A 26,637-nucleotide genomic window follows, 5' to 3' on the forward strand; every position below is an offset into this window, starting at 1 on the left:
ATTTTGTAAGGTTAAAAATGCACCCTACAAAGCTGTGCACGAAATGTCGGATGGAGCTATTTTGTTCCTGATATTCTATTTATAGAGGAGGTCATATAATGGATTCACTTAAAAATATGAATGCGGCAATGCAGTATATTGAAGACAACCTTACACACGAAATTGATTTTAAAGAAGTCGCAAAAATAGCTCTCTGCTCCGAATTTCATTTCAAAAGAATGTTTTCTTTTTTAGCTGGCATATCACTATCAGAATATATTCGCTGTAGACGTCTTACGCTTGCTGCCTTTGAACTAAAAGATAGCAATGCAAAAGTCATTGATGTCGCTATAAAATATGGATACAACTCACCAGATTCTTTTACACGTGCATTTCAAAATTTGCACGGAATAACGCCTTCAGAAGCTCGAAGTACAATTCGTTCTTTGAAAGCTTATTCACCAATGACCTTCCAACTATCCATTCAAGGAGGAAATGAAATGAACTATCGAATTGAAGAAAAAGAGCCATTTCAAATCATTGGTATACAAAAACGAGTACCGATTGTTTTTAACGGTGTAAACGAAGAAATTGCTTCTATGTGGAAAAGTTTAGACAGCCAATCAATCGAAACATTAAAGTCCCTTTCAAATATTGAACCTACAGGAATTATTAGTGCTTCTACGAATTTTTCTGAAGGAAGAATGGAGGAAAAAGGAGAACTCGATCACTATATTGGAGTAACTACGACAAAAGATTGTCCAAAGCAATTCAAACAACTTGAAATCGCAGCTTCAACATGGGCTATATTTGAAGCTGTCGGTCCATTTCCTGATGCATTACAAAATGTATGGGGACGTATTTATTCCGAATGGTTCCCTTCTTCAAACTATGAATTAGCGGAAGGACCGGAAATATTGTGGAATGAAAGTAAAGACGTATCTTCGCCGAATTTCAGAAGCGAGATATGGATACCTGTTTTGAAGAAATAATATCTAAGTCCAAATTTCCCTAAAATAAAAAAGCTACTCTTCCTTTGAAAGGAGCAGTAGCTTTTTATTTTAACTTCTTCTTTATAAACAAAATACGAATATGACATTAACTTTATTTTATACTTCTTCTCGATTCGTTCTTATACAAGAAAATAGTAATAATCGTAAGCACTATAATAACTACAAAAGTAAATACTCTGTAGTTCGAGATCGTAGCAGTACCGATTAAAAAGGCAGGTATAACAGCCGTAATTAAACCACCAAACATACCAACAAACGATCCTACACTTTGTTTTACTATTTGAGTTTCTGATATCCAATCATAATAACCAAATCGATTATTAATAAAAATCCCCCATACTGCCGAAAAGAATGAATATGCTATCGGTGTTATTACGACTAAAAGAGAACTCCAAACATCTAGTTTTAATCCTATTATCAGTAATAAAGCACTAATAAGTGATGCAGGTATACTTAATGAAAGATTCATAAGAATTTTACTGTCATAAATCATCTTTGGCGCTATAGGCAATGACTTAATAATCCATACATTTTTTCCTTCTAAAGACAATGACACACATGTTGTACACGTCATCGAAATCGCTGCTGCAATAGCAAATGGCGCAATCTTTTGCAACAGGGTCTCAATTCCAGGATACGCTATTAATTGACTTGGTCCTACTACAACTATAGCTAGCGCGAAAGCTATCGCCATCACGACTCCCATTCCACTGTTTATGACATACACTGTAGAAGAAAAGAAACGCTTCATCTCTTTTTTATACAATGCGGCCAATACACTTTCTTTTCTCATGCTATGAATCTCATAATTTGAAAGCATATGATAAGTGGTAATCTCTGTGTTTATTTGCTTATATTTTAGCGAAAGTATTTTTACAAAAAGATAATACCAAATAACCGATATCCCAACAAACAGGGTGAAAGCTACAATATCAGCATGAACAATTGCTTTTTGAAACATGTTAGCTAATGGGTAAACTTTAGTTAATTGCTCTGAAACAATTGCACCCATTCCGTTCATATCATTAAGGCTATATTGAGCATTTCCGCTTTTTAGCATAAAGAAACCGAATGTAATCATTACTATAAAACTTAAAATCGTAGTTATTTTATTCGTATTTTTAAATTTAGAAGCGATTGCCGTAATCGCAGCTCCAAAGATCGCTGCTATTGTTGTTGGAATTAAAGATGCTATAAACATACTGATAAACCACATAAAGTAAAAAGAAACTGATGGCCTCTCATGTATGCCATAAACAACTCCCATTGGTAGCATGATTATGATTGAAAAGAGTGTATTCAGCAAATATAAATACAAAAACCTACTTGTAATAACAGTACTTACACGAATCGGTAATGACATTAAAAGATCGTAGTCCTTAAAAGCAAAAATCTCTCCATTTGCCTTAAATATAGTGAAAAACAACGTCAATACACTGCTAATAACTAGTGCATAAACTGGGATAATTTCACTTATCCCTAGTTTCACCAACCCATATGCTGAGGCTCCGCAATATAGCATTAACATGACACCAACTAAGGCAATAGATGCTGTCAGCAAAATTTTATTCTGCTTCTTTTTCTTATCTTTTTCATATTTAAAAGTATTTAAACCAAGCTGCGTTATCAACCGGATTTTCAAAAGACCTAGACTATTAGTATTCATTAGCAAGCTCCTTCATAAAGAGCTCTTCCAATGATCCTTCCTTTATTAAAGAATTCACTTCCCCTGAAAGTGCTAATTTCCCTCTATTAATCATCGCTATTTTATTACATAACTTCTCCGCCACATCTAAAACATGTGTAGAAAAGAAAATCGCACTTCCCTTTTCACAAAGCTCCTTCATAATACCTTTCAATACTACGGCTGCCTTTGGATCAAGACCAACGAAAGGTTCATCTAAAACTAATAATTTCGGTTTATGCAAAACCGCTGATATAATCGCCACTTTTTGTTTCATACCGTGTGAATAGGAAGATATTAAATCTCCCAAGTAAGGTGTAATCTCAAAAGCATCCCCATACTTTTGTATCTGTGCTTCTCGATCCTTCGCAGACACTTTAAACACATCAGCAACAAAGTTCAAATATTGAATTCCTGTTAATTGCTCATATAAATCTGGATTATCAGGAATGTACGCCATTACTTTCTTACATGCAATCGGATCCTTTTTTACTGAATGGCCATCAACAAAAATTTCACCCTCTTCAAAATCTATAACTCCTACTAACGACTTAATCGTTGTACTCTTCCCCGCACCGTTATGCCCAATAAATCCAAAGATATCTCCTGCTTGAACAGTAATATTTAACTGATCTACTGCTTTCTTGCCACCTTTGTATGTCTTGCTAAAATTTATAATTTCTAACATGTGATTTCCCCCAAACTATCCTTTTTAACTGAATTTTCAGACCTAAAAGCAAAAAATTTACTCAGCGAGCTTTTTCATTATCCCCACTGAGTATTTAAATCTCTTAACACATAGAAACTATAAAATTTGACTAATACAGCTCACAATTGCATTTCTTTTTTATAAACTACATATGAATATATCATCGTACCAACAACCAGTACAACGACAACGCTTAACAAACAAATCATCTTCCACATTCCCGGAAGAAACGAGGAAAATATGATTACAATACCACCAATCATCATAATCTTTGATCCTATCCTCTGCGTTTTTCTCCATACATTTTCACTACTTAAAGTCCATGGTGTCTTAATACCTATGAAGAAATTTGGTTTACATTGCTGCATATAATTGCCGAGTACAACGAAAAGGATACCGACCATTATGTTCACAACAATTCCAATTGGAATGTTGTACCCTAAAGCATTTGCTAGTGTCATCATATTAATAGTAAATAAGAAAAATAAAATTGCTCCATTTATCATTCCAAGTGCTTTAGGAAATCTTTTGTAGTTGTCGTACTTCGGATCTATCTTAGGCAATACAGTAACTAGTGCATATATAAAAACCATAATTGCTACATCAAAAATCAGCATTCCCATTTTTGACATATGTCCATCTACCTCACCATTAATATTCCAATGACTTGGAACTTCTCCCGGTAAATAAGGCCACGCGATGCACCATGCAATAATCGTTAAAGCAATTAATAATAATGGAAATAGATGCTTCCTCATTTCCCCTCTTCCCCCTTATTCGTAAACGTAAATACCCAGGTCAATAAATCTTGAAATACAGTTGTGTTCAAAGAATACATAACGAATTGCCCTTTTTTTTCATCTTGGATAAGTTCAGCATTTTTGAGCGCATTTAGGTGATGTGAAATACTTGGCTTTGTCATATTGAACTGTTCAGCAATTTCGCCAGCTGTTAAATCGCCTTCTTTTAATAAATCTAAAATTTTTCGCCTTGTTGGGTCTGCTAATGCTTTGAATGCTTGATTCAATGTCTTTCTTCCCTTCACTAATTAGACATTTAGATATTTATCTAAACATTAAATTAAAAACCAGTAATTGTCAATTGTATCCATAGCCTTTTTACTTTTTCCACTTTTGACCTATAAATACGCCACAGCTATGCTATATATAACAAACAGGAAACCCTATTCATTTGATTTCTTTGTTTTTACTTCGTACGGGGCAAAAAAGGCTCTGACCGCTTCTATGCATGGCTGGATCCTCTCTCTCCCCTAAAAAGATAGGTTTTATGTTATTTTTAAAATCTTTATATTTATATAGCTCTCATTTCAACATAATGAAAAGACGAGAAACACATGGTACACTATAGCTACAATTGTTTTTTTTAGGAGGAATATACATATGTATAAAATTTTAATCGTTGAAGACGATCCAAATATTTCATCATTACTACAATCTCACATTCAAAAATATGGCTATGATGCTGTTGTTGCGGAGAACTTCGATGATATTATGGAATCGTTTAACGCTGTGAAACCACATCTTGTTTTACTTGATGTAAACTTACCGAAATTCGATGGTTTCTACTGGTGCCGTCAAATCCGTCATGAATCTACTTGTCCAATTATTTTCATTTCAGCTCGTGCTGGTGAAATGGAACAAATTATGGCGATTGAAAGTGGCGCGGATGATTACATTACGAAACCGTTCCACTATGACGTTGTAATGGCAAAAATTAAAGGTCAATTACGCCGTATTTATGGTGATTATGCACCAAATATTTCTGAACGTATCGTTGAAGTAGAAGGTTTAAAACTATTCCCTGAACGTCCAGAAATTCATTTCGGATCTGAGCAAGTTCTTTTAACAAAGAAAGAAGCTATTTTAGCAGAAATGCTATTATCTAAATTCCCTCGTACAGCAAGCCGTGAAGATTTATTAGCTGCCCTTTGGGATGATGAGAGCTTCGTTGAAGAAAATACATTAAACGTAAACATTACGCGTCTTCGTAAAAAGTTTAATGAGCTTGGTATTGAGAACTCTATTGAAACAGTACGTGGACTCGGATATCGTTTTAACACAACTTGGAGTGAATAAGCATGAAGCTATTTTTACGTGATCATTTTGCATTTTTTCTACTATATGTATTAAACTTCGGAATCATTTTCGTTCTCTATGATGCAGTAGATGGATTTCAAAATAATAAGTTTTACTTCATCGTTTTAAGCTTATATTTATTCATCTGTTTCCTCGCTTATCGTTACGTTCGTAATCGTAGAATGTACCACAGATTAAGTGAACCACCAGAGAAAATGGAAGATGCGTTTATTGAAAGAGCGACTGCTCCTATGCCCCACGGTGTAAACGAGCTCGTTCGTACGCAATATCGTCTATTCCAAAAAGACCTACAAACATTTGAAGTAAAACAGCAAGAACACCAATTATTTATTAACCACTGGGTACATCAAATGAAAACGCCCGTTTCTGTTATGCAACTTATGGTGCTTGAGATGGAAGATGAACATTTAATCCCGCAATTTAAAAAAGAATTAGAGCGACTAAATCAAGGACTCGATATGGCTTTATACATGGCAAGGTTAAACAACTTCCATGAAGACTTCCATGTTGAGACCGTTTCATTAAAAGATGCTGTAACAAAAAATATTAACGGATTAAAAGAACTATTCATTCGAAACGGGGTCTTCCCTGTTTTAGAAGTTCATTCAGATTTAAAAGTTGCTTCTGATGCGAAATGGCTAAAGTTCATCATTTATCAGTTAATGACAAATGCTGTTCGTTATTCTGGTGAACGCGGAAAGAAAGTTTTCTTATCAGCTTATCGAAATGGAAAAGATATCATTTTGGAAGTTCGTGATGAGGGCGTTGGTATTCCGCAAGAAGATGTTCGAAGAGTATTTGAACCATTTTACACTGGGAAAAATGGTCGTACATTCGGAGAATCTACTGGTATGGGACTTTATATCGTAAGTAAAATTTGTGATTATTTAGGTCATTCTGTAAAACTAGACTCTGAAGTTGGTAAAGGAACGACGATTAAAATCATCTTCCACAACGCTGCAAACAATCAAGCAGAAAATACGGAGAAGGTGACCAAAGCATGATCGGAACATATGCTAGCAAAATGTATGAGAATATACTCTCATACATTTTTTGCAATAAAACTACATATTGGCCTTCTAACGGGAGGTACATATTATGACATTTTGGCAATTTGCATTTAAAAATGTAACGCGCAACTCAAGAGCTTATTTTGCCTATTTTTTAAGCAGTTCCTTTTCCATTGCTGTTTTCTTTTCGTTTGCTGTTTATTTATTTCATCCGAAATTACAAAATTTCAGTATGATCTCTGAAATTTCAGGATTAATGATTTTTTCAGAAGTTGTCATTGTACTGTTCTCTTTCTTCTTTTTACTATATTCAATCGGATCGTTTTTAAAAGTTCGTAAAAAACAGTTTGGTATTTTAACCGTTTTAGGTATATCGAAAAAGCAATTACATCGTCTTGTTTTTACGGAAAATATGTTAATTGGTATTTTATCTATCTTTTTTGGTATGCAGTTTGGGCTTGTCTTTTCGCAATTTTTCTTATTAGTGACGGCGAAAATTACGCACGTACCAGGGATATATTTATATATACCTACGAATGCTTTCATTTTAACAACGATTGTGTTTCTTGGTCTCTTTATCGCTGTATCTGCATTCACACCAATGCTTATTCGAACAAAAAAAGCATTGCACCTTTTAAAAACAAACAATGTAAAACAAAAAGAAAGAAAACCATCCATATTAATTTCTCTATTTGGTGCTATCTGTTTATTAGGTGGTTATATTTTAGCTGTAAATCCTAAATATTTCTTCTCAGTAAACCCGCAAGTAGGCGTTATATATATGGTTTCAAGTATTTTTGTGATTCCAGCACTTGTTACAATTGGGACATATTTTTTCTTTTCTCAAATTAGTTTCTTACTTATTTATATTTTAAAGAAAAGAAGAAGTTTTTATATGAAACGGATTAATATGCTTTGGATTTCTGATTTAGCAAGTCGTATTCGAACAAATATTAATATGCTTTTTATTGTAGCGATGCTATCTACAGTAGCCTTCACAATGATTACATTTCTATATGGATTTGGAAAGTTTACAAAGCTAGATGTTACGAGAAGTTCACCTTTTCCATTTTCTTATTTTTCATATGACGCAAATCCTTTTGCTAACAAGCATTTAACTTGGCTTGAACAGCAGTTACAAAAAGAAAATTTCTCTTATAAAAAGATAGAAGCTGATTTATATGAAACACCACTGAAAGAAGATGCAGGTATAACGACTTACAATGACGTCTATGCAATGAAACAAAGTGACTATAATAAACTTGCAGCTTCCCTGCGAATGAAACAACTATTCATGAGCGATAACGAAGCATATGTCTTAAGCGGCAGCGCTTATTTCACCTTATTCAGCCAATTTGATCCAAGCTTCAATAGAAAATCCATTACACTTTCTAGCACAAATACGATATTACAAGTAAAGGGCTATGAACAAGCAGGGGCCATTCCATCTAACTTTTCATATCAAACTTTAATTTTACCTGATGTTGTTGTAAACAACTTACCAAGTACAACAAAGCATGTATCAGCGTACAATTATAACGTACAAAACTGGGAAAAGACGTATGAAATTGCTAATGATTTTATGAAAAAAATACAAAAAGATCGACAGGAATTCCAATACGAAGGCCCCCTTATACGCTCCTATGAATCAGCAGACTCATTATATAGAATCACATCAGGAAGTGCTGCATATTTCCTAATCGGGACATTCTTAGGTGTCATTTTCTTTATTGGAGCAGGCAGCGTTCTTTACTTCAGAATGTATACAGATTTAACAAACGAACAAGAAAAATATGTAGCAATTTCAAAAATTGGTGTAACAAATGCAGAGATGAAACGATCTGCAACCATTCAACTTAGCATTTTATTTTTCGTTCCATATGTTATGGCATCCATTCATACAATGTTCGCAACAAAAATGCTTCAAGATATAATTGATTTATCACTATTCAAAGAAATTTCAGCCGTTCTTATTATTTTTGGCATAGTTGAAATCGTCTTTTTCTTATTCATTCGTTCCTTTTACATGCAAAAGTTATCAGAGTATACGAATGGTTAAGTTTTATGAATATATTAGTACAGGAAAAGGGTATCTCTTATATCCTTTTCCTCTTCACTCTATTAGGAGGTTCAGGTGAATGACATTTTGGCAGTTTGCCTTTAAAAACGTAACACGGAACGCCAGAGCTTATTTCGCCTATTTTGTAAGCAGTGCGTTTTCCATTGCTATTTTTTTCTCATTTGCAGTTTATTTATTTCATCCTAAATTGCATATGACAGACGTGAATTATGCTCTGAACATATTAATGACAATTTCAGAAGTTATTATTGTATTCTTTTCATTTTTCTTCTTACTATATTCGATCGGTACGTTTTTGAAAGTACGAAAAAAGCAATTTGGAATTTTAACAGTACTTGGCATATCTCAAAAGCAGTTAAAACGGCTCATATTTCTAGAAAATATGTTAATTGGTGTCCTATCCATATTTTTCGGCATTCAATTTGGCCTTGTCTTTTCACAGTTCTTTCTACTAGTTACTGCCAAAATTACACATGTACCTGGTCTATATTTATATTGGCCGACAAGTGCTATTATTTTAACAATAATAATCTTTTTCGGACTCTTTATTCTCGTATCTTCCTTTACACCGATGCTGATTCGTACGAGAAAAGCTGTACGACTTTTGCAAGAAGGTGAAAAACAAAAAGAAAGAAAAGCATCTGTACTCATTTCTCTCTTTGGCGCGACATGTTTACTATCTGGATATGTATTAGCAGCAAACCCGCTATATTTTATGTCACTAGGAGATATTGCTGGAGTTTTGTACGCCGCCACCAGTATATTTGTCATTCCATCACTTGCTGCAGCTGGGACATATTTTTTCTTTTCACAAATTAGCTTCTTACTCATTCGTATATTAAAAGCGAGAAGAAAGTTTTATATGAAACGTATTAATATGCTTTGGATTTCTGATTTAGCAACCCGTATCCGGACGAATATTAACATGCTCTTTATTGTGACGATGTTATCAACGCTCGCTTTCACAATGATTACATTCTTATATGGGTTTGGGAAATTCACAAAGTTTGATGAAATAAGGCAAAACCCTTTCCCTTTTACTTATTTATCACATACCGAAAATACGTTAGCTGATGAACATTTAAATTGGTTAGAACAAAAATTTAACGAAGAGCAGTTTACTTATAAGAAATTTAAAACAGATATATATGAAGTATCTTCGGCGGAAGAAAGCCCGCAGCTCTATTATGCAATTAAACAAAGTGACTACAACATACTGGCTAATGCATTAAGCTGGGAACATCTCAACGTAAAAAATAATGAATCTTATATCCTTATTAAAGATTTAGACAGTCAAGTTATTGGAACCATTCATGATCAAAAAGCAAAAAACACTCTTACTCTGAACCAAAATTCTTTACAGTTACAAATAAAAGAATATAAAAGTTATAACCCGTTCCCAAATAGCTTAATATCACAGTTACTCGTATTATCTGATGAAAATGTAGAAGCATTATCAAACGTTTCAAAACAGATGAGTGTATATAGTTTCAAAGTGAACGATTGGGAAAAAGCACATGACATTGGTTCAGCATTTACAACAAAAATTAATAAAGATGATGAAGCTATCCAAGCAGAACACCCACCGTTCCATGCAAGTGAAGCGAGCGATTCTCTATACAAAACAAAACTAAATGTCGCTTCGTTCTTCTTAATCGGTACTTTCCTAGGTGTCATTTTCTTTATCGGTGCTGGTAGCGTTCTTTACTTCCGTATGTATACAGATTTAACAAATGAGCAAGAAAAGTATATAACGATTACGAAAATCGGCTTAACAGAAGCCGAGATGAAGCGTTCAGCGACAATTCAACTTGCTATCTTATTCTTTGTTCCATACATTATGGCATCGATCCATACGATGTTTGCGACAAAGATGTTGCAAGAAATATTAAATCTCTCATTATTCGCTGAGATTACAGTTGTACTTGTAATCTTTGGAACGGTTGAAATTCTCTTTTTCCTTTTAATTCGTTCCTTTTATATGCAAAAATTATCACAACATATTAAGTTTTAAAAATAGAAAGGTGATTATTATGGAAGAAGTATTACACATAAAAAACGTCTCAAAAGTGTATGAAGGAAAAGTCCCTCATACTGCTTTAAAAAATATAAATTTACACGTAGATAAAGGTGAATTCGTTGCAATTATGGGGCCGTCTGGAAGCGGAAAATCTACATTTTTAAACGTTATCTCTACAATTGATTCACCTACTTCTGGTGAAGTCATTATTAATGGAAAACAACCGCACACGTTCCGCAGAGAGAAGCTTGCTATTTTCCGTCGCCAAGAGTTAGGATTTGTTTTCCAAAACTTTAACCTATTAGATACACTAACAATCGGTGAAAATATCGTGCTACCTTTAACGTTAGATAATGTCCCTTTGAAAGAAATGGACGAGAAGCTCGATAACATTTCAACAAAACTTGGAATTGATCATATTTTGGACAAGCGTATTTTTGAAGTTTCTGGAGGACAAGCACAACGTACCGCAGTAGCACGTGCTGTTATTCATCACCCATCACTTCTACTTGCGGATGAACCGACAGGAAACTTAGATTCGAAAGCGGCAATTGATGTAATGGAATTATTTACGAAATTAAATAAAGAAGAAGATGCAACAATTTTAATGGTTACTCACGATCCGTTTGCAGCAAGTTATTGTAACCGAGTTATTTTCATTAAAGATGGTGGGCTTTACAACGAATTGCACCGCGGATTATATCGTGAGAAGTTTTATCAAGAAATATTAGATGTTTTAGCATTATTAGGAGGAAGACGTGGATGACGTTTTGGCAATTTGCATTTAAAAATGTCTCGCGTAATTCTAAAGCTTATTTCGCTTACTTTGTAAGTAGTGCATTTTCTATCATGGTTTTCTTTTCCTTTACTGTATACGCGTATCATCCGCGGTTACAAATTATAAATAAATTGCATGAACAAGATCCGCTCATGAACTTAGCTGGCATGGCACAGTTTATTATCGTTTTGTTCTCGTTCTTCTTTCTCTTATATTCTATCGGGACGTTTTTAAATGTACGAAAACAACAATTTGGTGTTTTAACTGTTCTCGGTATATCTCAAAAACAGTTAAAACGTCTTTTGTTTACTGAAAATATGATAATTGGAATGCTCGCTATCTTTGCAGGTATTCAAGGCGGCCTTGTGTTTTCTAACTTTTTCTTACTCGTTACCTCTAAATTAACAAGTGCAAAAGGCCTCTATTTATATTGGCCAACACAAGCAATTATCGTTACAACAGTAACTTTTATTATTTTATTTTTCATCGTTTCTACATTTACACCGATGTTCATTCGTACTCGTAAAACAACTCGATTAATTAAAAATAATAAAAATGAAAAAAACGAAAAAAGACCGTCTATACTCATTTCATTATTTGCCTTAATGTGTTTAGGGCTATGCTATTGTATTGCCGGTTACCCGCAAAGCTATATAACAGAAAAAAATTTACAAAACGGCTCTGTATACCTTATTATGTTATCTATTTTACCGCTCGTAGTAGTCGGAACATATTTATTCTTTTCACAAACATTTCTCCTCTTTATCTTTATCTTAAAAAAGCGGAGAAAGTTTTATATGAAACAAATAAACATGTTATGGATTTCAGATTTAGCTAGTCGTACTCGTAGTAATATTAATGTGCTCTTTATCGTTTCTATGTTATCAGCACTTGCATTTACAATTATTATTGGATTATTTGCCGCTAATAATAATACGAAAGCATCGATATTAGAACGATATCCTTTCCCCTTCACATATATGTCCAAAGATGGAAATTCATTTGAACAAAAACACATTGCTACAATTGAAACGGAGCTTACAAATGCAAATTTTCAATATAACAAATATAAGTTTACAGTATTAAAAGATACAGCTTTAAAAGAAGACATTGCTCTTATGAAAATGAGTGACTATAACACACTTGCAAAACAATTAAAAAGACCGGAAATAACTCTTGATTCTACACAAGTTTATATTATTTCTCGGTACTCGCCAGAGCTCTTAAATCTTGTATCAAATCCATTTGCAAAACAAAATACAATTACAATTGGATCTAATAAAAAGGAATTTCATATTAAAGGATTTATTAATAAAGGGATCGAACCAGCCTTTCTTTTCCCACATATAATTGTTGTACAAGATTATGTATTTGATAATATGATTCCTCATATTGAAACGACCATAGTTTATAACTACTTCGTTGAGAACTGGGAAGATTCAATTGTTCCGACGAAAAATATGTTAAAACATATTAGGAATGATACGGATAGCTTCTATGAGGCATATAAAGATACAGAATTGGCTCCTAACACCCCATTTGATATTTATACAGCTGCTGATGATCTAAACTACAGTAAAGGAAATTCAATTGCTACTTTCTTTATTTGGACATTTCTCGGCTTTATTTTCTTTATCGGGGCAGCCAGTGTTTTATACTTCCGTATGTATAACGACTTAACGACTGAAAAACAAAAGTACATTACGATTACAAAACTCGGCTTAACAGAATCAGAAATGTTTCGTTCTGCAACAATTCAATTAGGAATTTTATTTTTCATTCCTTATATAGTTGCTGGTATTCATACAATATTTGCGATTAAGTTTTTACAAAGCATGTTTTCTTTCTCTTTATTAAAAGAATTAATCATTATACTTACGTTATTCGGGATTATCGAGATTATTTTCTTCTTCTTAATCCGCTCCCTGTACATTAATAAATTATCACAGCATATAAAAATATGAATAAAATAGCCTTGTGCAATATGCACAAGGCTATTTTCAATAGTTTTTAATAATTAGCAGTATCCACCATAGCCGCCGCCATAGCCACCATAACCGCCGTAACCACAACCACCGCCGCCTCCGCCGAAGCAGCTAGCACCGATAATGATTAATAAAATAAACAATACGATTAGAAGCGCAAAACCGCCTCCGCAGCCACGTCTACGGTCGCAATCATCATGCCTGTGTTCACACTTTTCGCTCATTACTCTATTCCTCCTTTAGTATCATTCATAACAAGTTCAACTTGCTCTAAATGAGGGGATTCCATTTATATTATGTTTTCAGGGCAAATAGGAAGCTTGGCATTCCTAAAAACGGGCTTGTTTCGTGAAAAGAACCCCAACACAAAAAGAGGATACCTTTAAATAGGCACCCCCTTCTTTTAAACGAACATATTAAGTAAAAGTACAAAACCAAATGCAATAAATGATAATAATGTCTCAAGTACAGTCCACGTTTTAAACGTTTCCTTCACTGTTAATCCTAAATACTCTTTTACAAGCCAAAATCCCGCATCATTTACATGAGAAAACATTAATGATCCTGCCCCTGTTGCAATAACGAGCAATTCTAAATTTACACCAGACATATGCTGAATGACTGGTGATACAATTCCTGCCGCTGTCGTTAATGCTACTGTAGCTGATCCTGTTGCAATTCGAATTAATCCAGCTACCATGAAAGCTAATACAATTGGTGATAATGAAACATGCTCTGCCATTTGAGCGATTGCTGTTCCGACACCGCTTTCAATTAATATTTGTTTAAATCCACCACCTGCACCGATAATTAAAATAATTGAACCGACCGGTAATAAACTTTCATCTGTTAATTTTTTAATCATCTTTTTATCAATACCTTGTCGTATACCTAATAAATAAAACGCTGCGAAACATGAAATAAGTAAAGCGATTACCGGACTTCCTACAAATACTAAAAATTCAGTTATTTTATCCGGTAATGAAATATATGGTGCGACTACTGATAAAATCATTAAAACTACTGGTAATAAAATGATAAAGAATGAAGCTTTACGACTTGGTAAATCGGTAGATACTGTTGTAACACGAACAAGTTCTGGTTCATTTTCAGGTATAACTCGCTTATGTAGCCACTTTGCAAATACAGGCCCTGCGATAATTGCTGTTGGTAACGCGATAATTAATGAATACAATAGTACCTTCCCTAAATTCGCATTATAAATACCGATTGCTGTCATCGCACCTGGATGCGGCGGCACTAGCCCATGTACTATGGATAATCCCGCAATAACAGGCAAAGCAATTAATAATATATTTTGCTTCGTTGTTTTTCGAATAGAAATAACGAGTGGTAATAAGATGACGATCCCTACTTCAAAAAACACTGGAATCCCGATTACAAATCCAGCAAATAACATTGCCCAAGGTAATTTTTTTACCCCGAAGAATCGAATGAAGAAATCTGCTACTTGCATGCCAGCCCCTGAATCAGACATCATTTTACCCAAAATTGTTCCGAGAGCTAAAATACCAACTAAATGTCCTAGTACACTACCAACACCAGTTTCATAGGCAATCACTATTTTTGTTAAGTTCAGCCCAGACATAATAGCTAAAAACAAACTAGCAACTGTTAAACTAATAAATGCATGCCACTTCCACCACGATACTCCTAAAATAACAATTGCGATTGCAATTAACGTGACGATTAATAAGTATATATCCATATCCCATTCCCCTTCGATATGAAAAATTTTTACAAAAAAAGAGGGAATTAGTCCCTCTTCACTTTTTACACATCATAATTTACAACGTAATGCTGCATTTCCGTATTGTAGTAGCCTTCACTATATTCAATTACTTCGCCAACTTCATCGTAAGAATAGCGCATACGTTTTAATAATGCTGTCCCCTCTTTTTCACCTAAATATTCCGCAACGAAACTAGGTGCAAATCCAACAGCGAATTCATCTCTGAAGTTTTCTAAATGTATACCTCGGTCCTCGACTAAATCATAAAGCGATTGTAAATCAAAGTCCGATAAGTCTGTACTTGCCATTCGAGCTGAAAAATAGTGTGTATAATGAATGTACGGGGCATCATTTAAAGCGTATAGACGCTCGATTCTGAAACTCTCTTTGCCAAATAAACGAAATGGCACTGTCCCTTCTTCATTATGGACTACTTCTGCCTTTAACAATTTCTTTTGTACTTTATATCCTTCTTCCACTAACACTTCTGTAAATTTCTTACCCTTTGACAATTTTGTCGCAGAAGTATTACGAATCACTTTCGTTCCTTTACCGCTTTTCTTTTCCAAATACCCTTCTTGAACGAGTTCTTTAATTGCGTTTCGCACTGTAATTTTACTCACTTTGAACTCTTCTTCTAATTGTGGTTCAGAAGGAATATTTGTATGAATCGCATATACACCATGCAATATTCGATCACGAATAATATTTTTTATTTGTAAATATAATGGTCCTTTTTTTCTCGTTACGTTCACCGTTACACCCACTACCTTTCCACATCACCTACTGATGCCGTCATTGCCCGAAGTATATCTTTCTCTGATGACATTGGCGTATCACCGACGATTGTATGTGCAAGCATTCCAGCTGCTGACGCAAATGAAACAGCTTTCTCTGGTGCAAATTCTTCTATCTCGCCATGAATAATTCCGCTCGTATAAGCATCTCCAGCACCTATTCTATCATATACAGAAAACGTAAGTGTTTTTGCAAAAGTGAACGTCCCATCTTTACATATGAATCCGCGAAGTGAGTGTGTATTATCGCTATTAATAGAACGATGTGTACCAGCAATTGTAGCGATATGATATATTTCAGCCACTTTTGGAATAAGGTCAACAAGTTGTGCTTCTCGCTCTGTCTCTTCTGTTTTCATTCCAAGAACGAACATTGCATCTTTTTCGTTCATCATTACAATATCAGCTAGCCCTAGCATTTCTTCATAATGCGGTTTTGCCTGTTCATACCCATCTTCTCCCCAAAGCGATGGACGATAGTTGCAATCAAAAACAACAGTACCTCCGTTTGCCTTAACTGCCTTCGCCAAAGATTTCATATGATGACGCACAGTATCATTCATCGCAAGTGTAATCCCGCAAAAATGAACGATATCAATTTCTTTTGCGATTTCTTCAAATTGGTACATCTCTTCACATGCCGTATTGAAACTACTTTCTAAACGATTGGAATACGTAACGCGGCTTGCACGTACGCCAAACCCATTTTCTAAAAAGTACATGCCAACATATTTACCGCCCCTTGAAATAAACGGTGCCTGAATGCCTAACTTTTGAATATGCGATACCGCAGCATCTCCAACCGAGTTTTCCGGTAAAGTTGAAACAAGAAACCCTTCATGCCCTAGATGAGAAAGGGCCGCTGCAACGTTCACGCCTGTACCTGAAAAAGAATAATTTAGCGTATTAGCTTGCGACAACAATTCATATCCTGGTACTTGCAGGCGCATCATTACTTCGCCGAACGCTGCAATTTTCTTACGCATATTGATCAACTAACTTCCTCACTACCGCTAATAGTTCGCGAACATCTTCTACTTTCGTATTGCCAGTTTCTTTATCAATAATAGAAGAGTACACATGCGGGATAACTTGCTCTACGTTTGCTTCAAGCGCAATACGTACAATTGTTTCAAAGTTTTCTTTATCAATTCCGCCTGTTGGCTCTAATGCGAATCCTTCTTCCGCACAAGCTTTCGCAACTGCGCGATATTCTTCTTCGTGAGCCAAACCTTTCATCGGGAAGTATTTCAATGAATTTCCGCCCATATCACGTACAAGTGCGATCGCTGTTTTAATTGGAACGATTGCCTTTTCTTCTCCAGCTGCACTTATTGGACCAGTAGAAATATTTACGTAACCTACTTTTCCTGTTGGTGATACTAAACTATTAATCCAGCTATCTTTCCCGCCAAGATTTGCGCGCGTTGCCCCAACTGAAGGGAACACTTGGTTAATATGACTACCAGGATAATGCTTCGCAATTTCAGCTACAACCGCCGCTTGACGATTATCTCCAGCACCTAGTCCGATTGATACCGCGTCATCAATTTCTTTTCCGTATGCTTTCATCGCTGTAACTGCTTCTTCTACTGTCGGATAATCTTTTGATAACACGCCGACTACTACATAACCTTCTGCTGCTTCAAAAATGTTTTTCGCATTCTCGATATTGTTCGCTAATACATTTAATGCTACGCGGCCTTTATAAAAACGTTTTTGAATGTTTGTCATTTTAGTTTCCCCCTACAATTTCTCTCATTTTTTCTTCAATCACATGTATATCATCACCTTGAAGTGGACGTGGATCGATATCAAAGAACCCTTGTCTTACTCCGTAATCACGTGTGTAAATTGCGATTTCCCCTTCGCGTAACGCGGTCACAACATCTTTTGCAGTTTTATTTAATTCGTTCTCGTTAATATGAATACGCGCTCTAAAGATCGATCTTCCAGCTTCATCTTGAACGATTGTTACATTTACACCGTTTAACTCTTTCAGCGGCATAAGTACTTGCAACAATTCTTTTTCTTGTTCACTCTTATCTTCTTTCACTCCGTATTCATCCAGTGCTTGAAGTAAACCGAAAGTCGTCTCTTTCCCAACTTTCATACTTCTTCCGATGCAATGTAATTGCACCTTTAGCCATTCAATATATTTTCGTTTACCGCCAACAATACCAGAAGTAGGTCCTTCAATCGCCTTTGAACCGCTATAAATTGCTAGATCTGAATACTTCACATATTTTTGAATGTCTTCTTCAGCTGCCGCATCAACGATAAGTGGTACATTATTTCGCTGTGCAACTTCCCATGCTTCTTCAACAGAAATCATATTTTTTTGCACTGCATGATGGGATTTTACATAAAGAATAGCTGCTGTATTTTCACCAATCGCATCTTCAATATGCTCTGCTTTCCCTTCATTTGCGTAACCTACTTCAACGAGCTTACCGCCGCCTAAATAAATCATCGTTTCAACAGGAGCACCGTATTGAACGTTATGACCTTTCAGCATGATCACTTCATTTTTCGCAATAACCTCTTGATGAAGCCGTTCACTTTTACGTCGATTTCCTCCTGTCACAATACCAGCGATAGAAAGCGCAATTCCGCTCGATGCTGAGTTCACAACAACTGCTGCCTCTGAATCTAGAATGCTAGCAATATGGTCTCCCGCTTTATCTACTAAATCTGCAATTTCTACATAATTTTGTCCACCATGTTTCATCGCATCCATGACTGTATTTGTCGGAGCCGATACACCTAAAATACTCATTCTACCGCTCGCATTAATAACTCTTTTTAATCCATACTTAGCATTCAATGAATGACCCATTAATTACAACCCCTTTCGTATCAATTCTTCTTTCAGCAATGCGCTGATCCCCTTCTGAATCAATTAACGTAATCGGTTCATCTTTAACCGTAAACAAAGTTAAGTTCGCAATATCCCCTTCTTGAATGCGGCCAAGCTCTGGTTTTTTCAGCCATTCTGCCGCATTTTTCGTAACCGCATCAATCACTTCTTCGAGTGTGTAACCTAAGTAAAGGAATTTCGAAAGAACGTTAGCCATACTATAAACTGGACCGTGTATACGATTCTTCCGGTAAATATCTGTACTAATTGTATTAAGAGTAATGCCGTGACGCTTCGCTGCTTCTGCTACTTTAAAAGAAAAGCTAGCATTGCCATGCCCAACATCTAAGTGAACACCGCGATTCACTGCATCGATTAACACAGGTAGCGGTTTGCCTTCTTCATCAAATAAATTATTTTCTTTCCCGTTTAAGTAATGTGTAATGACATCATCTTTTTCTAAAAGAGGTACAACTTCCTCTATACGTGGAGGCGCTGAACCGATATGTACCATAATCGGTAATGATGTTTCACGAGATAAAGAGCGCGCTACGTGCAGCGGTTCAATTCCGCTATCACAAACGACACTTTTACTCATTCTCGCTTTTAACCCAACGATTACATCTTTATACTTTTCTACTGCATCTATTACTTTCTCTTTATCTATCCATTCCATATTGGATAATTCATCAATTCGTTTCAAACCGATGCGAGAAATATTTAAAAAGGCAAATAAATTCGTTTTTGCCTGTTCTCTACTTAATACTAAATCCGTAATGCGATCAGCCCCGCAGCTACCCGCATCAACAATTGTCGTTACCCCTTGCTTAACGCCAATTTCATCCACCTCATCGCCATACGGATCAAACTCTGGAAAAGCATGAACGTGCAAATCAATCCATCCACTCGATACGTAAGTACCTGCGTAATCAAGAACCTTTCCACCTTCGCCAAAACCAGCCTTCGTCACCTGTGCGATTTTATTATTTTCAACTACAATGTCAATCTCTTCCCCGTTCACACGTTTCACATTACGTAGCACGAATCGTTCTGTCATTGTATTTCCACCCTTTTCTATAAGAAGCCGTAAGAATACGCTTACATTAAAGTTTCATTTTTATATCTCTTTCTCACTTTTAGCGTAACATAAAAAAAGGAAGAAATAAATATAACGTTATAATGTTTAAAAGCGATTAAAAAGCTATCTATTTCAGATAGCTTTCTTCTCTATTCCTGAACCGTCACAATAACCCCGTCCATATTGTTCCCCGAAATTTCATACTGCTTATTCACCGGAACATTCACGTTCATACGATCTGAAACTTTATAATAAGAAACCGTATATTTCTTACCTTCCACATCCGTTGAGATCTCTTTTTTCTCTTTTAGAAAGTCCAAGTATTCCTCTAATGTAATTTTCTCTTTTTGCATAATCGCACTATGAGGTAAGCCTACATAGCGTATATGCCATGGCTCATATTGAATACCCGTAATATTACTTTTATTTTTCGGATAACGTAAAACAAATCCATATTTCCAGACGTTCTCTTCAATCCATTTTCCTTCAGGAGCCTTCTCCATTTTCTTCTGAGTAGACCCTACATCGAGTGATAACCCTAAATTATGTTCACTGTATCCTGCTGGGAGTGCATAATCAGATCCCATTTCTTTATATAATTTACTTTGTTCTTTAAAATCTCGATACCCGCTACTCATTAAGAAATGCTGTACTCCATCTTTGCCAGCTGCATCGACAACGTTTAAAAACTTTTTTACAATATCCTTTGATAAACGAAGATTTCTATCAAATACCACATAACCTCTTACTAATTCACTATTGTGATTTACATTTATAATGTCGGACCTAATGCTATCTTTTTTAACTGGGTAATCTTTATTAACTAATAATAGATTTCCCTTATAAATCTCTTCTTTTGTAACCTCTACCTTTTCAATATTCGCCGATTTTACCTTATTATCTTTTTCTGCAATTTTAACATCGATATCCTTTTGAAATAATGGTGATATATAAAAGCCTACACAGACTGTACATAATATAAAAAGAGAAATAAATACCCACTTTTTCATTTCTAGTTCCTCCTTAACGTAACTTACGTATAGAATAGAAAAAACTATTAAAATAAAAAGTGGGGTAAAGTTTAAATTTTTATTAAATCGCCTGATTCTCTTCTTTTGGTAATCTCACTTCAAATATCGTTCTAATTACATTACTTTCAGCAGAAATGGTACCGTTATGCTGCTCGACAATATTTTTCGCAATAAATAACCCAAGGCCTGTACTACCTTGCTGCTCTGATCTTGCCTTATCACCTGTATAAAACATATCAAATAAATATGGTAAATCCTCTTCTGGAATGCTATCTCCGTAATTAATAATTTGTACAACTACCTCTTCATGATCAATATATCCGTTCATATCAACAAAATTCCCATCATATCCGTAACGAATCGCATTCGTTAAAAGATTTTCAAAGACTCGAGCTAATAATTTCCCATCACCATTAATATGTAAGTGGGGCGCAATATTCAATCTCGCTTCTAAATCCTTTTTTTCTAATGACGGATACAATTCTTCCTCTAACTGTATAAGTAGTTCACTTATATCAATTGGTCTTTTTTCCAACTGCAACATGCCATAATTCATTCTCGTTATTTCAAATAATTCATCAATTAAGCTTTCAAGCCTTTCCGATTTCGTAAAAGCAATTGTGGAAAAATGTTTAATTTGTTCCTTCGTCAAATTCTCATCTTTAAGAATTAAATCTAAATAACCTAAAACAGATGTTAACGGTGTTCTTAAATCATGAGCTAAGTTAACAATGAGCTGATCCTTACTACTTTCCGCAAAGTCTCCTCGTTCAACTGCTTCTTTTAATTTCTCACTCGCTACATTTATTTCACGAGCAATATATCCAAACTCGTCATTTGATGAAACGCGAACTTGATTTGTAAAATCTCCGTTCGCCAAATGATGAATCCCGTTCGAAATCTCATCAAAATATTTTAAGTATGGTCTAGTAAGGAAGAAGAAAAACATAATGGATAGAGGGATGAAGATAATTAAAAAGAAATTAATATCCCCAATTTGTCTTACCATTGAACGAAATTGGGCTAAAGGATCCTCATAACGAACTACTAGCTTATAATAAATCCGTAATCCTTCATAAAGTAAATACGTTATGCCCGCAGCAAATATCATACTTAACGCAAATAGCATAACCATCTTCGAGCGAAAGCTTCTCATTTTTTTAGCCATTGAAAGTATACCCTACTCCCCACACTGTTTTTATTAACTTATTCTTTCTTTTATCTTCTCCAAGTTTTTTCCTCAAAGTACGGATATGTACCATAACTGTATTTCCACTCTCGTAATACCCTTCAGCCCATACTTGCTGAAATATATTTTCCACACTGTACACTTTCTTCGGGTGACTTGCTAATACATATAAAATATCAAATTCTTTTGGTGTTAATTCAATTGGCTCTCCGTACACATTTACTGTTCTTCGCTCAGGATCAATAGCGACTCCGCCAATTTCTAAAGCAGATTTATTCTCCGCTACTTTCGGTTGATTTAACGTAAGAAATCGGCGTAATTGTGCATTTACACGTGCGACTAATTCAATCGGTGTGAAAGGCTTCGTCATATAATCATCTGCGCCTAGAACAAGACCTGTCACCTTATCAAAATCAGATGTTTTCGCACTTAAGAAAATGATTGGCATGTGGTGCTTACCGCGAATCTGCCTCGTCACTTCATATCCATCCATTTTCGGCATCATAATATCTAAAACCACTAAGTCGATTGGTTGAGTTTGAATAATATGCATGGCTTCTTCTCCATCAGCTGCTTTAACGACGTGGTAACCCTCTTTTTCTAAATGTATCTCAATTAAATCAGCAATTTCCGCTTCATCATCAGCTATTAAAATTGAAATGTGCTTCATTTTAGTCCCCCTACTCCATTCTGTTTTCATACGCTCGATTGTACTGTGATAGTAAATGAAATTATATCGGCGATTTTCCAAATATATCGACCACAACTTGAATTATATCGGCGATTTTTCAATTATATCGACCGTAACTCGAATTATATCAGCGATTTTTCAATTATATCGACCGTAACTCGAATTATATCAGCGATTTTTCAATTATATCGACCGTAACTCGAATTATATCAGCGATTTTTCAATTATATCGACTTACCGACAATTAACGACAAAATCCTCCCGCTATTTGCGGGCATCCTGATTAAAGGTTCAATTTACCTCTCCAAAACAATCCGCTGCTTCGTGATTTTTTCTAGTCTCCCGCGGTCTACTTCATACTCAGTATCAACGCTTTGCGGTACAATTACTTTCCCGCCCTCAAGCATCACTTCCGGTGAAATAATATCTTTCTCCCAATGTCTGCTAGAAGCAGATATATCTCCAGGAATCGTAAAGTTCGGCAATGAAGCAAGCGCAACGTTTTGCGCTCGTGAAATCCCCATTTCCACCATACCGCCGCACCAAACCGGGATATTATGCTCCATACAATAATTATGGATTTGAATGGATTCTGTTAATCCGCCCACTCGCCCCGGTTTAATATTAACGATTTGGCAACTACCAAGTGTAATCGCAACACGTGCGTCTTCTAAACTATGGATGCTTTCATCTAGACAAATCGGCGTTTCAATTTTCTTTTGCAGTTGTGCATGATCAAGAAAATCATAATCCGCTAACGGTTGTTCAATCATCATCAATTGAAATTCATCTAGTCGTTTCAATTTCTCCGTATCCGCTAATGTATAAGCTGAATTCGCATCAGCCATTAACGGGATGTTCGGAAACTCTTTGCGAATTTCTTTCAGTAATTCGTAATCATGTTCCGGCTTTATTTTCACTTTAAAGCGCTCGTATCCTTCTTGCGCGTACTTCTCGAGTTGTTTTAACATAACCGGAATCGTATTGATCCCAATCACAACGCCGACTTCAATTTCAGTCCTAGTTCCACCAAGTAATGTCGCTAACGACTGCTTTTGACGCTTCGCATATAAATCCCAAACGGCACCTTCAATTCCGGCCTTTGCCATTCGGTTTCTCTTTATATGTTGGAACAAAGACGGTACTTCATTCGGATGAGAAATTTCAGCTTTCAATAAATCTGGTAATAAAAAATCCTGAAGTACATGTAGCGCTGTCTTCACCGTTTCTTCCGTATACCAAGGCTCAGAAAACGCAACGACTTCCCCAAAACCAACATATCCATCCGTATCTTCTAATTCAATGACGATACTTTCACGTTTTTCGTAAGTTCCGTAACTTGCGGCAAATGGGATAACGAGCGGCATTTCCGTTATATAAAGTGTTGCCTTTTTTATTTCCACCTACATCTCCTCCACTAATTGTCTTAACTCTCGTCTTAACAATTTCTTCGAAGCATTTCGTGGTAATTCCTCTAAGAAACATGCTTTCTTCGGCACTTTATATTTCGCTAATTTCTCTTCGCAAAAACGAAGAATTTCTTCTTCTGTTACCTCTCCACTTTTTACAACAAAAGCAGCTGGTACTTGGCCCCAACTTTCGTCCTTCATACCGACAACGCCCGCTTCCACTACCGCTGGATGAGAGAGCAATACTTCTTCAATTTGAGCTGGATATATATTTTCCCCACCAGAAATAATTAAATCACTGCGGCGATCTAATACGTATAAAAATCCTTCCTCATCTAAATAACCGAGGTCACCAGTATGAAGCCAGCCATTTCTGATCGCCTCACGCGTCGCATCTTCACGGTTAAAGTAGCCACCTGTTACGTTCGGTCCTTTTACAACAATTTCACCTTCAGCACGGGGCGGCACTACTACGCCGTCTTTTTCAATACGAAGTTGGCATTGAAATAGAGGTTTTCCAGCTGATCCTACTTTCGTTAACATATAATCTGCTGATAACGTACAAATTTGCGACGACGTTTCTGTCATACCGTACGTTTGATACACAGGAATTCCTTTTTCCACACACGTTTCTAATAATGGTTTCGGCGCTGGTCCTCCCCCAAGTAACATGCATCGTAAAGAAGATGGATATGTTACTTCTCCAAGTCGTTCTAATAAATCTGTTAACATTTTAGAAACGACAGAAATAATCGTAACGCCTCTCGTTTGAAGTGCTTTATGAATAAAATTAGCATCATATTTCGGAACGAGTAAAATGCGCATACCATACATAATATTTTTCATTAAAAGAGATAGCCCGCCAACATGGAACATTGGCATACAAGCTAACCAACAATCATCTTCGCGAAGCCCTAAATTAAGCGCGGAACCGACTGCACTTGCCCAGTGGTTACCGTACGTTAAAATAACGCCTTTCGGTTTCCCTGTCGTCCCTGACGTATAAATAATTGTCATCGCTTCTTCTAAAGAGAATTCTTCTTGTATAGATGCTTCCGCCTTCGGTCCATTCATCACTTCAGCAAATGAATATACGGGAACATCCTTAGCCCCAAAATCTTGATCCGTCACTAAACAAACAACTTCAGCATCATCCATTTGCCAAAGTAGCTCTTCTCTTGAAAGACGCGTATTTAAAAGCACAGCTACTGCACCTACGTAAGATAAGGCGTGAATAACTGTAATCATCTCCATACCATTTTTCATCAGAACAGCCACCTTTTGCGCCCGCTTCACTCCTACATGTGAAAGTTGTTCACAAACAGATACTACTTTTTCATGCAGCTGCATAAAAGTAACCTTTTCATCCTCTATTTCAATTGCAGTGCGATCTGGTGTTAAAAATGCACGTTGCATTAACCAATTCGGCATCGTCTCCATTATTCATTCTCCTTTCATGAAAGAAAGAGACTTGATATAAAATCAAGTCTCTTAGTTGTTTTGTTTCCGGTTTTGATCTTCGGGCTGCGTCTCACATTGTGTGCGGGGCAAAAAGCGCCTCTTTATCAGAAGCTCCATCCCCCTCACATTCTAAGCGAGCCGCTTCCGCTTTTGATCACGGGAAACGAGGGAATTGACCGAAGTCCGGAGTACGTTTTTCTTTGAACGCGTCGCGGCCTTCTTTTGCTTCGTCAGTTGTGTAGTACAATAACGTTGCGTCTCCAGCTAGTTGTTGTATACCAGCTAAACCGTCTGTGTCTGCGTTGAATGCAGCTTTTAGGAAACGAAGTGCCATTGGGCTGTTTGCTAAAATTTCTTGTGACCATTGTACTGTTTCTGCTTCAAGTTGCTCTAATGGTACAACTGTGTTTACTAAGCCCATATCAAGCGCTTCTTGTGCGTTGTATTGACGGCATAGGTACCAAATTTCACGAGCTTTCTTATGGCCTACCATACGAGCTAAATAACCAGCTCCGTATCCACCGTCAAAGCTTCCTACTTTAGGACCTGTTTGTCCGAATACAGCGTTGTCTGCAGCGATTGTTAAGTCACATACGATATGAAGTACGTGTCCACCACCGATTGCATAACCTGCTACCATTGCGATAACTGGTTTAGGGATTGCGCGAATTAGACGTTGTAAGTCTAATACGTTTAAACGTGGGATTTGGTCGTCACCTACATAGCCACCATGACCGCGAACTTTTTGGTCGCCGCCAGAACAGAATGCACGTCCACCTTCACCTGTTAAAATGATAACGCCAACATTTGCATCATCACGAGCGTGCGCAAAAGCATTGATTAACTCCATTACCGTTTTAGGACGGAATGCATTATGTACTTCAGGGCGGTTAATCGAAATCTTTGCGATGCCATTGTATGTTGAATAAATAATATCTTCGTAATTGCCTTCTTTTACCCATTCAATAGTCATTACTATTACCTCCTTTTATA

24 protein-coding genes are annotated in these 26,637 nt (G+C 36.1%); 7 read left to right on the plus strand and 17 right to left on the minus strand.

The genetic code is table 11. The features are described from left to right. Positions 1 to 98: 98 nt before the first annotated feature. Complete coding sequence (locus MHB76_RS23050) at positions 99 to 971, plus strand: AraC family transcriptional regulator (protein WP_340987783.1); 873 nt, start codon at positions 99 to 101, stop codon at positions 969 to 971. A gap of 112 nt (positions 972 to 1,083) precedes the next feature. Here MHB76_RS23050 and MHB76_RS23055 read toward each other — a convergent pair whose 3' ends face one another. From MHB76_RS23055 to MHB76_RS23070, 4 genes are all read right to left on the minus strand, one after another. Beyond that, positions 1,084 to 2,658 (minus strand): permease, encoded by a 1,575-nt coding sequence (locus MHB76_RS23055; protein ID WP_340987785.1) that lies wholly within the window; start codon positions 2,656 to 2,658, stop codon positions 1,084 to 1,086. Beyond that, a complete protein-coding gene (locus MHB76_RS23060) occupies positions 2,648 to 3,364 on the minus strand; it encodes an ABC transporter ATP-binding protein (RefSeq protein ID WP_002034493.1) in 717 nt (238 codons plus the stop codon). Before MHB76_RS23060 ends, MHB76_RS23055 begins: the two co-directional genes overlap by 11 nt. Before the next feature lie 140 nt (positions 3,365 to 3,504). Beyond that, positions 3,505 to 4,143, minus strand: a complete 639-nt coding sequence (locus MHB76_RS23065; protein WP_340987787.1) for an SdpI family protein — start codon at positions 4,141 to 4,143, stop codon at positions 3,505 to 3,507. Beyond that, on the minus strand, positions 4,140 to 4,412 hold the full coding sequence (locus MHB76_RS23070) for an autorepressor SdpR family transcription factor (protein ID WP_002129626.1): 273 nt from the start codon (positions 4,410 to 4,412) through the stop codon (positions 4,140 to 4,142). Before MHB76_RS23070 ends, MHB76_RS23065 begins: the two co-directional genes overlap by 4 nt. Before the next feature lie 373 nt (positions 4,413 to 4,785). Between MHB76_RS23070 and MHB76_RS23075 the strand changes: the two genes are divergently transcribed. The 6 genes from MHB76_RS23075 (at position 4,786) to MHB76_RS23100 (ending at position 13,354) form a co-directional block, all read left to right on the plus strand. After that, positions 4,786 to 5,481, plus strand: a complete 696-nt coding sequence (locus tag MHB76_RS23075; protein ID WP_002034497.1) for a response regulator transcription factor — start codon at positions 4,786 to 4,788, stop codon at positions 5,479 to 5,481. 2 nt (positions 5,482 to 5,483) lie between these two features. Continuing rightward, a complete protein-coding gene (locus tag MHB76_RS23080; protein WP_002034498.1) occupies positions 5,484 to 6,506 on the plus strand; it encodes a sensor histidine kinase in 1,023 nt (340 codons plus the stop codon). 94 nt (positions 6,507 to 6,600) lie between these two features. Continuing rightward, entirely contained in the window at positions 6,601 to 8,571 is a 1,971-nt protein-coding gene (locus MHB76_RS23085) for an ABC transporter permease (protein WP_340987791.1), read from the plus strand. Positions 8,572 to 8,650: 79 nt separating this feature from the next. After that, positions 8,651 to 10,606: an ABC transporter permease gene (locus MHB76_RS23090; protein ID WP_340987793.1), complete on the plus strand. Its 1,956-nt coding sequence runs from the start codon at positions 8,651 to 8,653 to the stop codon at positions 10,604 to 10,606. A gap of 19 nt (positions 10,607 to 10,625) precedes the next feature. Beyond that, positions 10,626 to 11,378, plus strand: a complete 753-nt coding sequence (locus tag MHB76_RS23095; protein WP_002112520.1) for an ABC transporter ATP-binding protein — start codon at positions 10,626 to 10,628, stop codon at positions 11,376 to 11,378. Continuing rightward, the gene (locus tag MHB76_RS23100; protein ID WP_340987795.1) at positions 11,375 to 13,354 is read left to right on the plus strand and encodes an ABC transporter permease; all 1,980 of its coding nucleotides are present in this window, start codon (positions 11,375 to 11,377) and stop codon (positions 13,352 to 13,354) included. The genes MHB76_RS23095 and MHB76_RS23100 overlap by 4 nt, the downstream gene beginning before the upstream one ends. 53 nt (positions 13,355 to 13,407) lie before the next feature. Here MHB76_RS23100 and MHB76_RS23105 read toward each other — a convergent pair whose 3' ends face one another. The 13 genes from MHB76_RS23105 to menB form a co-directional block, all read right to left on the minus strand. Beyond that, positions 13,408 to 13,599, minus strand: coding sequence for a YjcZ family sporulation protein (locus MHB76_RS23105; protein WP_002167484.1), 192 nt, complete (start codon positions 13,597 to 13,599; stop codon positions 13,408 to 13,410). 179 nt (positions 13,600 to 13,778) lie between these two features. Next, the gene (gene gntP, locus MHB76_RS23110; RefSeq protein ID WP_340987797.1) at positions 13,779 to 15,104 is read right to left on the minus strand and encodes a gluconate permease GntP; all 1,326 of its coding nucleotides are present in this window, start codon (positions 15,102 to 15,104) and stop codon (positions 13,779 to 13,781) included. Positions 15,105 to 15,169: 65 nt separating this feature from the next. After that, the gene (locus MHB76_RS23115; RefSeq protein WP_078173898.1) at positions 15,170 to 15,895 is read right to left on the minus strand and encodes a GntR family transcriptional regulator; all 726 of its coding nucleotides are present in this window, start codon (positions 15,893 to 15,895) and stop codon (positions 15,170 to 15,172) included. After that, positions 15,895 to 16,911, minus strand: coding sequence for a sugar kinase (locus MHB76_RS23120; RefSeq protein ID WP_078173897.1), 1,017 nt, complete (start codon positions 16,909 to 16,911; stop codon positions 15,895 to 15,897). Before MHB76_RS23120 ends, MHB76_RS23115 begins: the two co-directional genes overlap by 1 nt. Continuing rightward, complete coding sequence (gene dagF, locus MHB76_RS23125) at positions 16,904 to 17,659, minus strand: 2-dehydro-3-deoxy-phosphogluconate aldolase (protein WP_078173896.1); 756 nt, start codon at positions 17,657 to 17,659, stop codon at positions 16,904 to 16,906. Before dagF ends, MHB76_RS23120 begins: the two co-directional genes overlap by 8 nt. Before the next feature lies 1 nt (position 17,660). Beyond that, positions 17,661 to 18,764: a DgaE family pyridoxal phosphate-dependent ammonia lyase gene (locus tag MHB76_RS23130; protein ID WP_002112526.1), complete on the minus strand. Its 1,104-nt coding sequence runs from the start codon at positions 18,762 to 18,764 to the stop codon at positions 17,661 to 17,663. Further along, on the minus strand, positions 18,742 to 19,842 hold the full coding sequence (locus MHB76_RS23135) for an amidohydrolase/deacetylase family metallohydrolase (protein WP_340987800.1): 1,101 nt from the start codon (positions 19,840 to 19,842) through the stop codon (positions 18,742 to 18,744). The genes MHB76_RS23130 and MHB76_RS23135 overlap by 23 nt, the downstream gene beginning before the upstream one ends. Positions 19,843 to 20,012: 170 nt before the next feature. Then, positions 20,013 to 20,873 (minus strand): D-Ala-D-Ala carboxypeptidase VanY, encoded by an 861-nt coding sequence (locus tag MHB76_RS23140; RefSeq protein WP_002160065.1) that lies wholly within the window; start codon positions 20,871 to 20,873, stop codon positions 20,013 to 20,015. 82 nt (positions 20,874 to 20,955) lie between these two features. Continuing rightward, positions 20,956 to 22,062, minus strand: a complete 1,107-nt coding sequence (locus tag MHB76_RS23145; protein WP_016095903.1) for a sensor histidine kinase — start codon at positions 22,060 to 22,062, stop codon at positions 20,956 to 20,958. After that, on the minus strand, positions 22,055 to 22,753 hold the full coding sequence (locus tag MHB76_RS23150) for a response regulator transcription factor (RefSeq protein ID WP_002160063.1): 699 nt from the start codon (positions 22,751 to 22,753) through the stop codon (positions 22,055 to 22,057). Before MHB76_RS23150 ends, MHB76_RS23145 begins: the two co-directional genes overlap by 8 nt. Positions 22,754 to 23,070: 317 nt before the next feature. Continuing rightward, positions 23,071 to 24,177: an o-succinylbenzoate synthase gene (gene menC, locus MHB76_RS23155; RefSeq protein WP_078173893.1), complete on the minus strand. Its 1,107-nt coding sequence runs from the start codon at positions 24,175 to 24,177 to the stop codon at positions 23,071 to 23,073. Then, positions 24,178 to 25,623 (minus strand): o-succinylbenzoate--CoA ligase, encoded by a 1,446-nt coding sequence (locus MHB76_RS23160; protein WP_340987803.1) that lies wholly within the window; start codon positions 25,621 to 25,623, stop codon positions 24,178 to 24,180. It abuts the gene before it with no gap. A 175-nt stretch (positions 25,624 to 25,798) separates the two neighbouring features. Beyond that, entirely contained in the window at positions 25,799 to 26,617 is an 819-nt protein-coding gene (menB, locus tag MHB76_RS23165; protein ID WP_070140056.1) for a 1,4-dihydroxy-2-naphthoyl-CoA synthase, read from the minus strand. Positions 26,618 to 26,637: the final 20 nt, after the last annotated feature.

The organism is Bacillus sp. FSL M7-1345, from assembly GCF_038006985.1.
Taxonomy (GTDB): Bacteria; Bacillota; Bacilli; order Bacillales; family Bacillaceae_G; genus Bacillus_A; species Bacillus_A cereus_U.